Genomic DNA, 14,490 nt, shown 5'->3' with positions numbered 1-14,490 from the left:
TTGAATACTTAGCAAGCTGACCTCTAGGGGGTTGGTTTTACATGCTTTAAGCTATTCAGAACACCATTTTCTACAATAGCCAAAATGTATTGAGATAACAGAGAAGAAAAGCCTCTAATTTGTGTTAAATCAGCTTGAAATAAAAGTTTATTACTAATTACATTATTAACAAACTTTTCAATATTTATTTGATCTTCATCAAAATCCTTCCATTGTTTTTTTATAAACAGAATATATTTTTCATCGTCTTTAATAGGTATTTCCTTTCCTTTAAATTTTCCTTTATAAAATACTAGTAAAGCTGCAAGTGAAAAAATAATATGATTAGGAAGTGCATTTTTCTGCTCATAGTATTCTATAAGAGTAGGAAGTAGGCGTGTATTAAATTTGGTAATACTATTTAAAGAAATACTAAGTAATTTATGTTCTAAATAGGGATTTTTAAATCTAGTTATGACACCCGTTATAAAGTCTTGAATTTCTTTTTCTGAAAAATCATTATTCATAATTGGCATAACTTCTTGCGTGAGAAAATCGTGTATGTACTTGGATAATTCTTTCTGTTCCATAACTTCTCTTACCGTAGAAACTCCCGCTAAGTAGGCCACAGGCACCATAGCTGTATGGGCACCATTAAGAACCCTAACCTTTAATTTTCTGTAGGGTGTTAAGTCGTTTACAAATTTCACATCAAGATCAGTTTCCGAGAAAGGAAGCTCCTTACTAATAAAATCGGGTCCTTCAATTAACCAATTATGATATATTTCTCCAACTACCAAAAGCGCATCTTTATTTCCTGATTTTTTATAAAGATTGTTGGCTATTTTTTCAGAATATCCAGAGACTATTCGATCTACGAGGGTATTACAAAAATGATTGCTATTTAGAATCCATTCTTTAAAATCTTTTGATAGCTGCCATAAATCTATATATTGTAAAATTGCTTGTTGGAGTTGTGCTCCATTATTTTCTATAAGCTCACAAGGAAGAAAAACACACCCTCTGCTTGGGTCGCCATTAAAAGCAGTATATCTTGTATATAACCATTGTGTTAATTTAGCTGGAAATTCACCAGCAGGACTCTCTTTAAATTTATCTTGGTTATTATAAGCAATTCCAGATTCTGTAGTATTTGATACAATAAAACGAATAGTGGGAATTTTGGCAGTATCCAAGTAAGTATCATATTCATTATAAGAATGTATAATATTACTTATTGATTTTATCGATTTTGTTTGAGATACAGGTTTGTCATTTTTAATTCCTTCTAAAACTACATGATAATGTCCGTTTTGAGATTTTAGTGTTGAATAGTCGCCATTTTTAGTAGGTTTTACAATAATAATATTTCCGTTAAAGAAAGTTTTATCATTTAAAACTTCAACAAAATCTTCAATAAAAGCTCTCACAAAATTTCCTCCTCCAAATTGTAAAATTTTCACAGGATTTTTTCTTGTGGTATTATCGGAAACTATATTCTTAACTGTCATATTTTTTATATTTTATAAAGAAATTCCTCTTTTCCATGGAATGAAATCATTGTTGCCATTAATTTCAGCCTTGACTTCGATCCGTCCACTGGCCACTTCTATAATTTTTAATAGTATTTTTTCACCCATAGATTCAATAGTATCCTCGCCAGAAATAATGGTTCCAGTATTCACATCTATGATATCGTCCATTTTTTCAGCTAAAGTTGTATTACTGGCTAATTTTAATATGGGAGTAATTGGGTTACCAGTGGGAGTGCCCAATCCAGTAGTAAATACTATAATATTACACCCAGAGCCAGCAAGACCTGTAGTGCTTTCTACATCATTTCCTGGGGTACATAAAAGATTTAACCCTGGTTTCTCTACCTGTTCGGTGTAATCTAAAACTTCAACAATTGGAGAGGTTCCTCCTTTTTTTGCTGCACCAGCCGATTTCATGGCATCAGTTATTAGTCCGTCTTTAATATTTCCTGGAGAAGGATTATTTTCAAATCCTGAGCCTACTGCAACAGCTGCAGATGAGTAGGAACTCATAAGTTTTGTGAATTTTTGTGCATCCTCTTCACGGATACATCTGTTTATAAGTTCTTGTTCTACTCCATTTAATTCTGGGAATTCGGCCAATACAGGACTTCCTCCTAATGCAACTAATAAATCTGATGCATACCCTAATGCAGGATTAGCAGAAATTCCAGAAAAACCATCCGATCCTCCACACTCTAATCCCAATTTTATTTTACTTAAAGGTGCTGGTTCTCGTTTAACTTTATTAGCCTCTATTAGTCCTAAGAAGGTTAGTTTAACAGCTTCTTCTATAAAACTATGTTCGTTTCTACTTTGTTGTTGTTCAAGGTAGTGAACAGTTTTTTTTGTTTTAGGACTGATTTTTTCGAGAGCTTTTTCTAGTATTTCCATTTGAGCATTCTGGCATCCTAAGCTTAGTATTGTAGCTCCTGCAACATTTGCATTTGCTATATAACCCGCTAATAAATTACATAAAACTTCAGCATCTTGCCTTATACCTCCGCAGCCTCCATCGTGTTTTAAATATTTTATACCATCTACATTTTTAAAAACCCTATTTTTTTTCAATTCCTTTTGAGTAGTGAGTATTGGAGTTTCGTAAATAGAAGTTTCAGTTTCTCCTGCTTGGTATTTTTTAATTAATGCTGTAGTGTCTATAGAAATGTCTTTTTTGTCGGAATACCCTAATGCTTCGTTTAATGATGCTTCTAGCAGTTCTACATTTCTATTTTCACAAAATACCAAAGGAATTACGAGCCAATAATTTGCGGTTCCAACTTTTCCATCTTTTCTATGGTATCCATCAAAAGTAAGTTCCTTAAATTTTTCTACGGAAGGAGGATTCCACTGATATGAATTTTCTTGTTTATTGTATCCAGCAGCAGCATGTTTTATATTGGAAACGGTTATTGCACTACCAGAATCAATATTTTGAGTTGCAACACCCACTAAAACACCATACATAAAAATATTAGCTCCAATTGAAAGATCATTCAATGCAAACTTGTGCTTCTGTTTGATATTCTCTTTTAATGTAATGGTTTGGTTATTAATTTCGACTAATGTTCCCGCAGGAAGATCAGTAATCGCCACTATAATATTATCTAAAGGATCTATTTGAACATAGCTGGATTGCATAAAAATTGATTTATAAATTAGATTTTATTTTATTAATAGATTGAATCGTTTTGCGGATGACATTTTCAATTTCTAAATAATCATATTCGTTATTTTTATTTTTGAATATTAAATTGGAGCCCATTCCAACGCAACAAACACCAGCTTGAAACCATTTTTCTAGATTTACTTTTTCTGTAGAAACACCTCCAGTAGGCATAATTCTAGTCCATGGTTGAGGACCTTTTATAGCTTTAACAAACTCGGCTCCATAAATAGCTCCTGGAAACAATTTTATAATCTCACAGCCTAGTTCTTCTGCCGTACCTATTTCTGTTAAGCTTCCACATCCAGGCATCCATAGTACTTTTCTCCGGTTACAAACTTTAGCAATATCTTCTCTAAGTACTGGAGTTACAATAAACGTTGCTCCCAACTGTATATATAAAGAAGCTGCTGCAGCATCTGTTATAGAGCCTACTCCCAACAGCATTTCTGGAAATTCTTCCGTTGAGTATTTTATTAATGCTGAGAAAACCTCATGGGCATGATTCCCACGAGCAGTAAACTCCACAGCTTTTGCACCCCCCTTATAACAGGCTTTTAGAATCTGTTTTGCAGTATCTGTATCTTCATTATAAAATAGGGGAACTAATCCTATGTTTGAGAGAGTATCTGCTACTTTGGTTCGGTCTATGTGTTTCATGTGTATATTTATCGAGCCACTAATGCAGCTTCATTTCCTAATATTAAATTTTCTACTTCACTAACACTTACTAAATTATAATCTCCCGAAATAGAATGCTTTAAACAACATGCTGCGGCAGCAAAATCGATAGCATATTGGAAGTTGTAAGGCTTAGCTATAAGCCCATAAATAAGCCCTCCCATAAAAGCATCGCCGCTTCCAACTCTATCAACAACAGGAATTACCTCTCTTTGAGAAGCTATATAAGCTTTATTTTTATCGTAGAAGATACCTCCTATTTTTTGATGAGAAGCATTTACAGAATACCGAAGTGTGGTTGCCATAAATTCAATATTTGGAAAATGCTTTAGAAAATAGTTATAAACTTGTGGTAATGCTTTGGTATTGCTATAATCGGGGTTTATTTTATCTATACCCGTCATTAAGCACGCAGTATCAATGTCTCCTAAAACAAGATCATTATATCTTAATAGTTCTGGCATTATCTCGGCAGGTTCTTTGCCATAGCTCCATAATTTGGAACGGTAGTTTAAATCGCAAGACACTTTAACGCCTCTTTTTTTAGCAGCTTTTACCGCTTCCAAACAAACATTAGCAACAGCTTCAGAAGCTCCGGGAGAGATTCCACTCCAATGAAACCAACTTGCATTTTTAAAAATAGTATCCCAATCTATTGTTCCTGTTTTAAGCGTAGTAAAAGAAGAATCTTCTCTATCATATAAAACACTACTTCCTCTTGAAGCAGCTCCCGTTTCAAGGTAATACACTCCCAAACGTTTTCCTTGTTTTTGAATAAAATGAGAGCCTACATTCTTCTTCCTAATTTCTTCAAGTGTTCGCATTCCTAATTCATTATTAGGAATGCTGGTAACAAACTCGGTGTTGATTTTGAAATTTGACAGGGATACTGCTACATTAAATTCACTTCCTCCATAGGTTGCTAAAAAAGAATTGGCTTGTGAAAACCGTAAATGCCTTTCTGTAGACAACCGAAGCATAATTTCACCGAATGTTACTACTTTCTTCATATTATGAGATATTTACCATCGCTTTAATTACACCATTTTGAGGATCTAACCAAGTATCAAAGTTTGAAATCATGTCTTCGAAATTTACTTCATGCGTAATGAAAGAATTCGTAGGGAAATTTTTGATATGGTCTATCACAAATTGAAAATCTTCTCTAGTAGCATTTCTACTACAAAGTAATGTTGTTTCTTTTGCATGTATTTTAGGATGATTAAAAGTGAGATCTCCTTTAGATAATCCAACTAATACATAGCTTCCTCCATGCGCCATATAATCAACGCCAGCTTCTAAAGCTCCCTTAAACCCTGTGGCATCGAATACAGCATCTGCCATATCACCATTTGTAATTTCAGCTATTTTATCAGCAGGGTTATTCAATGCATTTATAGCATATTCTGCACCAATAGTATCTTTAGCATATTGCAATCGGTTTTCATTGGTATCTATCGCTATTACTTTAGCTCCTTTTATTTGCGCTAATTTTATAATTCCAATTCCTATCGGACCACAACCAACTACCACAATGGTATCGTTAGCCTTTATAGAAGCACGTCTTAGTGCGTGTGCTCCAATTGCTAGTGGTTCTATAATTGCAATTTCATTATCTGTTAAATTTGGTGCAGGCATTAAAACAGCTTCCGGAAGTACTACTTTTTCTTGCATTCCTCCGTCTGTATGTACTCCAAAGACTTTTATATTCTGGCAACAATTAGTCTTTCCATTTTTACAAGCAATACATGTCCCACAACTTAAGTAGGGCATAATAACAACTTTATCTCCTTTTTGAAGCTTACTTTTTGAATCTACCTCAACTACATGCGAAGCTAGTTCATGACCTAATATTCTGGGATATGTGAAGAAAGCTTGATTTCCAGCATAGGCATGTAAATCAGTACCGCAAATTCCAATTTTAGTAATTTTTAAAAGCACTTCTCCTTCCTTTCTTACGGGAATGTCTTTTTCTTTTAAAGTGAATTTTTTAGGCTCTTCACAAACTATATATTTCATAATTCTTTGATTTAAATTTAAAGAATACCCTCGTGGAAGGGTATTCTTTAGAAAACTAACTAAAATGATTCAATAACAACTTGAACTATATTTTTATTGGGTAAGCTCAATTTTAAAAGTATGCGCATAATCTGTTGGCATTATAGATGGTACTTCTACTTTTAAACCATTTTCTGTAAGCTCCCAATTTATTTTTTCTGTAGAACCTAACATCGTTACATTTTTAATAGACTTATTTTTAAGTGATTTTATAACGACATCCTTTTTGGTAGGCCATGCCATTAAGATGGCATAAAGATTAGCATCTTTAGTAGTAAAACGAATATCCTGCCCCGTAAAAGGAGCATTGTTTTTTTCTGAATGGTGTCCTTCTTTCACTTTAGTAGGACCTTCACCAAAAGTTTCCCAATAGTGAGTGTTGTATATAGCTTCTCCATTTACATCCAACCAATCTCCTATTTGTAATAGAATTTCTTTTTGATCTTCAGGAATTGTACCATCTGCTTTCGGACCTACATTTAATAAAAGATTTCCATTTTTAGAAACAACATCTACCAAGTCATCTATCAATTGGTTTGTAGATTTAGATTGCCAATTTGTTACATAAGACCAAGAGTTTTTACCAATAGAGGTATCTGTTTGCCATGGCAGTTTACGAATCCCTGGCAGTTTACCACGTTCTAAATCATATATAACAGTTCCTTCTGGAAAAGCTTCATGGTCAAAATTCTTATCATTTATAACAACCTCTTTTCCCCATTCAATTCCTTTATTGTAATAATAAGCAGCGATTTTTGGTCGTAAATCAGCATAATCAGGGATATCTAGATAGAAATCAAACCATAATATTTCAGGTTTATAGTTATCAATTAAATCGGTGGTACGTTTCCACCACATTTCTTTAAACTCTTCAGAAACAGGTTCGTTAATATCTTTTCCTTTTGGAGAATATAAATCGGCATATTTAGGATTTGTAGTGTCAAATTTATCTTTCTTATTATAAAAAGACCAATTAAAAGCATAATGAGAAGAGGCTCCCATAATAAGTCCCTGTTCTCTACCTTCTTTAAATAGCTCTCCTAAAACATCCCTTTTTGGTCCCATATTCACAGCGTTCCATTTGGTTGTTTTTGCATCGTACATGGCAAATCCGTCATGGTGATCTGCAACAGGAATAACATATTTAGCTCCAGATTTCTTAAATAGTGTTATCCATTCTTTAGGATCAAATTTTTCGGCTTTAAACATTGGAACAAAATCCTTATACCCAAATTCTTTTTGATCTCCCCATGTTTTTTTATGATGGAGATATGTTTCATTAGGTCCTGTTTTTTGTAGTTTTAATTGTGCTGTAAAGGTTGCAGTATCCATATACATTTGTCTAGGATACCATTCAGAGCCATAAGCCGGTACAGAATAAACTCCCCAATGGATAAAGATTCCGAATTTTTGATTATTAAACCATGCTGGATCTTTATAGTTTTTTTCAATAGATTCCCAATTAGGCTCAAACACTTTCTTAGTAGTATTAGACAATTCGTCATCTTGACTCTCCTTTATGGGAGACTTCTTTGCGCCATCTCCACATGAGAGTAGTGAAAGTGTACAAAGGGTTAAAAGGCAACAGCTATTAAAAAACCTCATTTATTATTATTTATGTTTGACTATTATTTATGTTAATACATATACCACAAAGCTATTTACTACTTATTAACATGCGGGTAACAGATGTTCTAAATATTGAAACATATGGGTAAGTACTCGATAGTTAAAAAGACTTCTTTTATATCTTCTTATACTTAATGGTAGTGTAGAGGTTGCTTTATAATGGTTTACTATCAACTTTAGATAATTGACTTTCGCCTTATCACTAAAACATATGTTTCCATTTGTAACACATATCTTCAAGTGGTTTTGAAACGACCTTGTATTCTTGTAGCTTTCATACCCTAATTAAAAAAAACCTATCAGATATTAATTGTAATAAACCAATCACCAGCGATGAAGAAATATAAATTCTTAATTGGACTTTTTATAAGTATATTTTCATTTATAGGATTCTCTCAGGATCGACCAAATTTTGTATTTATACTAACCGATGACCAATCTTATGGTTATTTGGGGTGCACAGGAAATGAGATTGTGCATACTCCTAATATTGATAAAATGGCTACCGAAGGGGTGTTATTTACAAATGCACATGTTACTAGTGCAATATGCACGCCTAGTAGAGTTTCTATTTTACTGAGTCAATATGAGAGAAAACATAATGTAAATTTTAATTCGGGTACTAGTGTAGCCCCAGAGGCATGGGAGAAATCGTATCCTGTAATAATGCGAGATAAAGGCTATTATACGGGATGGGTTGGTAAAAATCATGCACCTGTTGGACATGGAGGGTATGCAAGTGGACTGATGGAAGAGAGTTTTGATTATTGGTATGCTGGACACGGACATTTAGGTTTTTACCCAAAGGAGAATCATGAAATATTTAAAGATGCAGAAGCCGATACACAAATAGAAATTGTACAAGAAGGAGTGAACGATTTTTTAGACTCTAATAGTAGACGATTAGAAGGAGCTCTCCATTTTTTAGAGAACCGACCTAAAGATCAACCTTTTATATTGTCTGTTAACTTTAATCTTCCACATGGGGCGAGTACAAGCACTATGGAAATGAGAGCTACAGATGATAGTATTTATAGAACATTATATAGAGATATAGAAATACCACTTCCAGATAATTATTTAGCAAAAGAAGCTATAGAGAATCCAAAATTACCAGCAGATTTATTAAAAGTAGAAGAGCGTCAAGATATTTACGATTATGTAGATAGACCTAGTACTTTAAAAGAACGGTATATTAGACAACTTGAAGCTATGACTGGGATTGATAGATTGGTGGGGGATTTAAGAACAAAATTGGAAACTATGGGAATAGATGAAAATACTATAATTATTTTCACTTCAGATCATGGTTTGTTTATGGGAGAGAATGGTATTGGAGGAAAGGCCTTATGTTATGAGAAAACAACGCATGTTCCTTTACTAATTTTAGATCCGCGCTTACCACGAAAATTAAAAGGAAAACAGAAGGATGCGCTTGTACAGAGCATTGATATTGCGCCGACTATACTTTCTCTAGCAGGTATAGAAAAGGCAACTACCTTTCAGGGTATAGATATCTCTCCTTTATTAAATGATAAAAAATCGGAAATTCGAGAATATATATTCACAGAGAACCTTTGGTCTACACAATTTGGAAACCCTCGATGTGAAGCTATTCAGAATAAGAAATATAAGTATATAAGGTATTATGCCAATACTACATTTCCAGCCTCCAAGAAAATCAAAACAGCTGAAGAGTTAGGTTTGCCAGAAGCTAAAATGCTCTATACAGTTCACGATAGCGATATTGCAATTTACAGAGATTATGTAACCGCTCCTTTAAATGGGGAACAACCCGTGTATGAAGAGTTATACGATTTAGAGAACGATCCAACAGAGCAAGTAAATCTTATAAAGCAATCGAATTATAGCGAAATATTAGCAACCTTAAAATTAGCATGGAGTAAAGCAATAAAACAGGCTAGGGGTGAAGGGAAACCCAAAGTAGTAAGATATACTGTAGAGAGCCAGTTTGAATCTAATAATAAACTGCAATTAGAATAATGTAGCAGTTTTTTCTAATGTTTTAATGTCTATCAGATGTTTAAGTATTTCAAAACAGTTTAAAGAACGACTTAGAAACTTATGAAACTAGTGGCAGACCTAATATAATTAATATTTAATAAATATATATGATAAAATTTAATGGATTTATTTTAGGCATACTATTGTTATCTAGTATGCTTACAAATGCGCAAGAGAAATATCAACCAACATGGGAGTCTTTAAAAAAACATGAAACTCCAACATGGTTTAAAGATGCAAAGTTCGGAATTTATTGTCATTGGGGACCGTATTCTGTTCCTGAATTTGAAAATGAATGGTATTCTCATTGGATGTATGTAAATGAGAACAATCTAGAATACCCAAATGGGAAAAAATATTATGAACACCATTTAGAGAAATATGGGAGTCTTGATAGTTTTGGTTATAAAGACTTTATTCCAATGTTTAAAGCCGAAAAGTTCGACCCAGATGCCTGGGCAGAATTATTTGAAAAAGCAGGGGCTAAGTTTGCAGGACCTGTATCTGAGCATGCAGATGGATTTGCAATGTGGGATAGTGATATTACAAAGTGGGATGCTGTAGATATGGGTCCTAAGCGTGATATTATGGGAGAATTGTCGGAAGCTATCCGTGAACGAGGGATGAAGTTTATCGCTACTTATCATAGGCAATGGCTGCTTGGTTGGTACCCTACTTGGGATAAAACTACCGATGCGTCCAACCCTGAATATTCAGGATTATATGGTCCTTTACTCGCTAAAGGAGATTTTCAATATCCACCTTCTACAGCAGATTTAGATAAAGGAATAGAAAAATATTATCCTCTGGCAGATAAAGAATTTAATGAAGAGTGGTTGTTACGTCTTAAAGAAATTGTAGATAAATATAATCCAGATATGGTATGGTTCGATAATAAAATGGATGTTATTGATGCGAAGTATAGGAAAGAATTTTTGAGCTATTATTATAATAATGCAGCACAAAAAGGAAAGGAAGTCGTTTCTACTTACAAGTTTTATGATTTTGAAGAAGGTACTGCAGTTTTAGATCTCGAAAGATCTCGTATGAGCAAAAAAAAGGAATTCCCTTGGCTTACCGACGATTCTATAGATTGGAAGGCATGGAGCCATATTAAAAATCCAGATTATAAGTCGGCTAATAGAATTGTAGATTTTTTGGTAGATGTAGTAAGTAAAAATGGCTGTTTATTACTTAATATAACTCCTAAGGCGAATGGAGAAATTCCGCTTCCCGTGCAAGAAAGGCTTTTAGAAATAGGAGCATGGCTTAAGGTTAATGGAGAAGCCATTTATGGCTCTAGACCTTGGGAGATTTATGGAGAAGGGGAAGCAACAGTAAAAGAAGGGCACTTAAGTGAACATCAGAATCCCGATAATACAGAAAAAGATATTCGGTTTACCACAAAGGATGGTATTTTATACGCAATAGTATTAGCTTGGCCTGAAGACGGATATGTAGAAATCGAATCCTTGAAAAAAAATAATACATATCTAAATAAAGAGATTACAAATATCGAGCTTTTAGGATTTAAAGGGGAGCTCGATTATAGTCAATCAACTAAAAATTTACGAATTAAAATGCCAGAGAATAAAGTGGGGAATTATGCATATACTTTTAAAATTCTAACTACTAAAGAATAATCCTCATTACTGCTAATATTTCATTTGATTTTTTAATCTCTAAAATATAATAATTTGATAATCAGATTTTAACGAATGTGTTTAACCATTTGTTAATCATATGTTATAGTATTAAAACCATCTATAACGTTGTAGTGTGGAATATTTAATCATATTGCGGTATATAAAATATCTAACAATTATTTAATTATGAAGCTAACTAAACATTTTGAAAAACGAAAAATAAAATACAAGTATGTCTGGTGTTTGTTTTTTTTCTTTGGAATAGTGAGTGTAAACGCACAAACTAATTCTGTTAATGGAGTTGTTACAGATACTCAAGGACCATTACCTGGAGTAAATGTAATTTTAAAGGGAACTACGAACGGCGTAACTACAGATTTTGATGGGAATTTTGAAGTTTCTAATGTATCTCAAGGAGATGTGTTAGTTTTTTCATACCTAGGATTTAAAACAAAAGAAGTAACAGTAGCCTCTTTTGATAAGATGTCTGTAACGATGGAAGAAGATACTCAGGCTTTAGATGAGGTAGTAGTAATAGGGTATGGTACTCAGAAAAAATCCGACTTAACTGGTTCTGTAGGACAAGTAGAGGGAGATGATATTGAAAAGTATACTTATTCTGATGCTTCTCAAGCATTACAAGGAAGAATGGCTGGAGTTAATGTAGAGGCGAATGGAGGAACACCAGGAGCTAATGCAATTGTTACTATTCGAGGTTCTAGTACACTTTCTGATGCTGGCCCTTTATATGTAATCGATGGGATGTTTACCGATAATATGAACTCTTTGAATCCTTCAGATATTGAATCGATATCAGTCTTGAAAGATGCATCTGCAGCTGCAATATATGGATCTAGAGCAGCAAATGGAGTAATTATTGTAACTACTAAAAAAGGTAAAGTTGGTAAAGTAGGGATTGATGTTGATTATAGTTATGGATTTCAAGAAGTGGCAAATAAATTAGATTGGGCAAACGCTAGACAATATGCCGATATTGTAAATAGAGCTCGAGATAATGATGGAAATCCAAGATTTCCAGCCAACGATTCTCAATTTAACCCTAATATAGATAGCGACATCCAAGAGGAATCGCTTCGTACAGCACCAATACTAAATGCTAATGCAAGAATTTATGGAGGTAGTGAGAATTTAACTTATAGTTTATCTTTGAATCATTTGGATCAAGAAGGAATTATTAAGGAATCAAGTTTTCAGAGAACTACTGTAAGATCAAATGGAACGTTTAATCTCGGTAAATTTAAATTAGAAAGTACAATTGGTTTAACTAGGTCTGAGAATAACCCAAATAATTACTTCGGAAAAGAGCGTGATCTTCTTCCTACTATAAATATTTATGATGAAAATGGCGACTTTAATGGGTCAGATATTCCAGATGTACCAGGAGCTCCTTCTTTATCTTCATTCTATGGTATAGGAAATATTGCCAATTCTTTAGGGACAGCTACATTAGAAGATAGAACGGTAAAAAGAAATACTGTTTTAGGTAGTATTGCAGCCTCTTATGAAATTGTAGATGGATTAACTTATAAGCTAAACTTAGGATTGGATAGTTATGCTGACAATAATTATACATTTACTCCTTCTTATTACTTTAATGCGGGGACATATGGAAATGAGCCTTTTGCAGAATTAAGAGAAACAAATACAAATTATATCTCAACTTTAATTGAGAACACATTAACTTATGCTAAAACCTTTGGAAAGCATAACATTAATTTAATAGGTGGATATACCGATCAAGTTATCAATACTCGCTATTTAGGTGTTGTAGCTCGTAAGTTTCCGTCAAACGATATTCGAGTTGCATCTGCTGCTGAAGATAGAGCAGAAATGCCTTCAGCAGATTTGACGAAAGGAATTCGCTCTTATTTTGGAAGATTGAGTTATAGTTTTGATAGTCGTTATCTACTTACGGCAACTATACGTCGCGATGGTTCTTCTTTATTTAAGGAAGATTTAAGATGGGGAACTTTTCCTTCTGTTGCATTAGGATGGAATATTAGTAATGAGGAGTTTATGAAAGATGTAACTTTTATAACAAACTTAAAATTAAGAGCAAGTTATGGAGAAGTAGGGTCTGATAATGTGAACATCTATTCTATTAGTCCAGAACTAAACCTAAATAGTGAATACCCAATTGGAGATGACCAACACCGAGAGCCAGGATACTCTATAACAAAAGGTGTTAATGACGATATTACTTGGGAAACAAGTAAAACTACAGATATAGGTTTAGAGTTTGCAACCTTGAATAATCGTTTGAAATTTACAATGGATTATTTTAATAAAAACTCTGAAGATGTACTTGTAGAATTAGCATTACCATTATATACTGGTTTCGGAAACCGAGTACCTTTTAATACAGCAAGTATTACCAATAAGGGATTTGAATTTTTAACAAGTTATGCTCAATCTTTTGGAGATTTCATGTTGAACGTTAGCGGGAATTTTACTTTATTGGATAATGAAGTTACAGCTTTAGGAGATGCAACCCCTATTATAGAAGGAGGATTTACATCGAACGGATTAAAGAGTACTCGTACGGATGTAGGACAACCAGTATCTTCTTTTTATGGGTACGTTAGAGATGGTATTTATCAAACTGATGCTGAAGCAGCAGCAGCAAACGATGCATATAGTCCACAAGCAGGAGATATTAGGTTTAAAGATTTAAATGGAGATGGACAAGTTGATTCAGATGATCAAACTTATTTAGGGAGTCCTGCTCCAGATATACAATATGGGTTTAATATTACTGCACAGTATAGAGGTTTTGATTTAAATTTATTTTTTAATGGAGTGGCAGGTAATAAAATACTTAATTCTAATTTATATCGTGGTTATTTTGATACAGAAGGAAATTACTTAGCAGGGGCATTAAATGCTTGGACTCCAACAAATACAGATACTAATATTCCGAGAAATACTCAAATTGATCCAGGGTTCAATAGAAGAATGTCTGATTTCTATCTCGAGAATGGAGATTATTTTAGGCTACGAAATATGCAAATTGGATATACATTACCTTCTGAAATTTCTGAACAAATGAAAATGGCTAAACTTCGCTTGTATTTTTCAGCGAGTAATGTTTTTACCATAACAGACTATACAGGGTACTATCCAGAGGTAGGACGTAATACTAGAGGGGAATCTAGTAGAATATTTAGCTCAGGTGTAGATGAAGGTTCTTATCCAACCGCTAGATCATTTCAACTCGGTTTACAAGTATCATTTTAAACAATAAAAAATA

At 33.5% G+C, this 14,490-nt stretch carries 9 protein-coding genes; 3 read left to right on the top strand and 6 right to left on the bottom strand.

What is annotated here, in order from left to right; all coding sequences use genetic code 11:
- Window positions 1-23: 23 nt before the first annotated feature.
- The 6 genes from JOOMADRAFT_RS16320 to JOOMADRAFT_RS16295 all read right to left on the bottom strand — a co-directional run bounded on the left by JOOMADRAFT_RS16320 (window position 24) and on the right by JOOMADRAFT_RS16295 (window position 7,524).
- A complete protein-coding gene (locus tag JOOMADRAFT_RS16320) occupies window positions 24-1,490 on the bottom strand; it encodes a tagaturonate reductase (protein WP_008615305.1) in 1,467 nt (488 codons plus the stop codon).
- Between the two features lie 12 nt (window positions 1,491-1,502).
- On the bottom strand, window positions 1,503-3,155 hold the full coding sequence (locus JOOMADRAFT_RS16315) for a UxaA family hydrolase (RefSeq protein WP_008615302.1): 1,653 nt from the start codon (window positions 3,153-3,155) through the stop codon (window positions 1,503-1,505).
- A gap of 10 nt (window positions 3,156-3,165) precedes the next feature.
- Window positions 3,166-3,840 (bottom strand): bifunctional 4-hydroxy-2-oxoglutarate aldolase/2-dehydro-3-deoxy-phosphogluconate aldolase, encoded by a 675-nt coding sequence (locus tag JOOMADRAFT_RS16310; RefSeq protein ID WP_008615300.1) that lies wholly within the window; start codon window positions 3,838-3,840, stop codon window positions 3,166-3,168.
- 8 nt (window positions 3,841-3,848) lie between these two features.
- Window positions 3,849-4,871, bottom strand: a complete 1,023-nt coding sequence (locus JOOMADRAFT_RS16305; protein WP_008615298.1) for a sugar kinase — start codon at window positions 4,869-4,871, stop codon at window positions 3,849-3,851.
- A 1-nt stretch (window position 4,872) separates the two neighbouring features.
- Window positions 4,873-5,880, bottom strand: a complete 1,008-nt coding sequence (locus JOOMADRAFT_RS16300; RefSeq protein ID WP_008615297.1) for a zinc-binding alcohol dehydrogenase family protein — start codon at window positions 5,878-5,880, stop codon at window positions 4,873-4,875.
- Between the two features lie 93 nt (window positions 5,881-5,973).
- Entirely contained in the window at window positions 5,974-7,524 is a 1,551-nt protein-coding gene (locus JOOMADRAFT_RS16295) for an alpha-L-fucosidase (RefSeq protein WP_008615295.1), read from the bottom strand.
- A 357-nt stretch (window positions 7,525-7,881) separates the two neighbouring features.
- Here JOOMADRAFT_RS16295 and JOOMADRAFT_RS16290 point away from each other — a divergent pair, with 357 nt between their 5' ends.
- The 3 genes from JOOMADRAFT_RS16290 to JOOMADRAFT_RS16280 all read left to right on the top strand — a co-directional run bounded on the left by JOOMADRAFT_RS16290 (window position 7,882) and on the right by JOOMADRAFT_RS16280 (window position 14,477).
- Window positions 7,882-9,552 (top strand): sulfatase-like hydrolase/transferase, encoded by a 1,671-nt coding sequence (locus JOOMADRAFT_RS16290; RefSeq protein WP_008615293.1) that lies wholly within the window; start codon window positions 7,882-7,884, stop codon window positions 9,550-9,552.
- Window positions 9,553-9,680: 128 nt separating this feature from the next.
- Window positions 9,681-11,216, top strand: coding sequence for an alpha-L-fucosidase (locus JOOMADRAFT_RS16285; protein ID WP_008615291.1), 1,536 nt, complete (start codon window positions 9,681-9,683; stop codon window positions 11,214-11,216).
- 189 nt (window positions 11,217-11,405) lie between these two features.
- Window positions 11,406-14,477 (top strand): SusC/RagA family TonB-linked outer membrane protein, encoded by a 3,072-nt coding sequence (locus tag JOOMADRAFT_RS16280; protein ID WP_008615289.1) that lies wholly within the window; start codon window positions 11,406-11,408, stop codon window positions 14,475-14,477.
- Window positions 14,478-14,490: the final 13 nt, after the last annotated feature.

It is taken from the genome of Galbibacter orientalis DSM 19592 (genome assembly GCF_000260115.1).
Classification (GTDB): Bacteria; Bacteroidota; Bacteroidia; order Flavobacteriales; family Flavobacteriaceae; genus Galbibacter; species Galbibacter orientalis.
The sequence above is the reverse complement of the archived record's forward strand: the minus strand, read 5'-3'. Positions and strand labels throughout refer to the sequence as shown.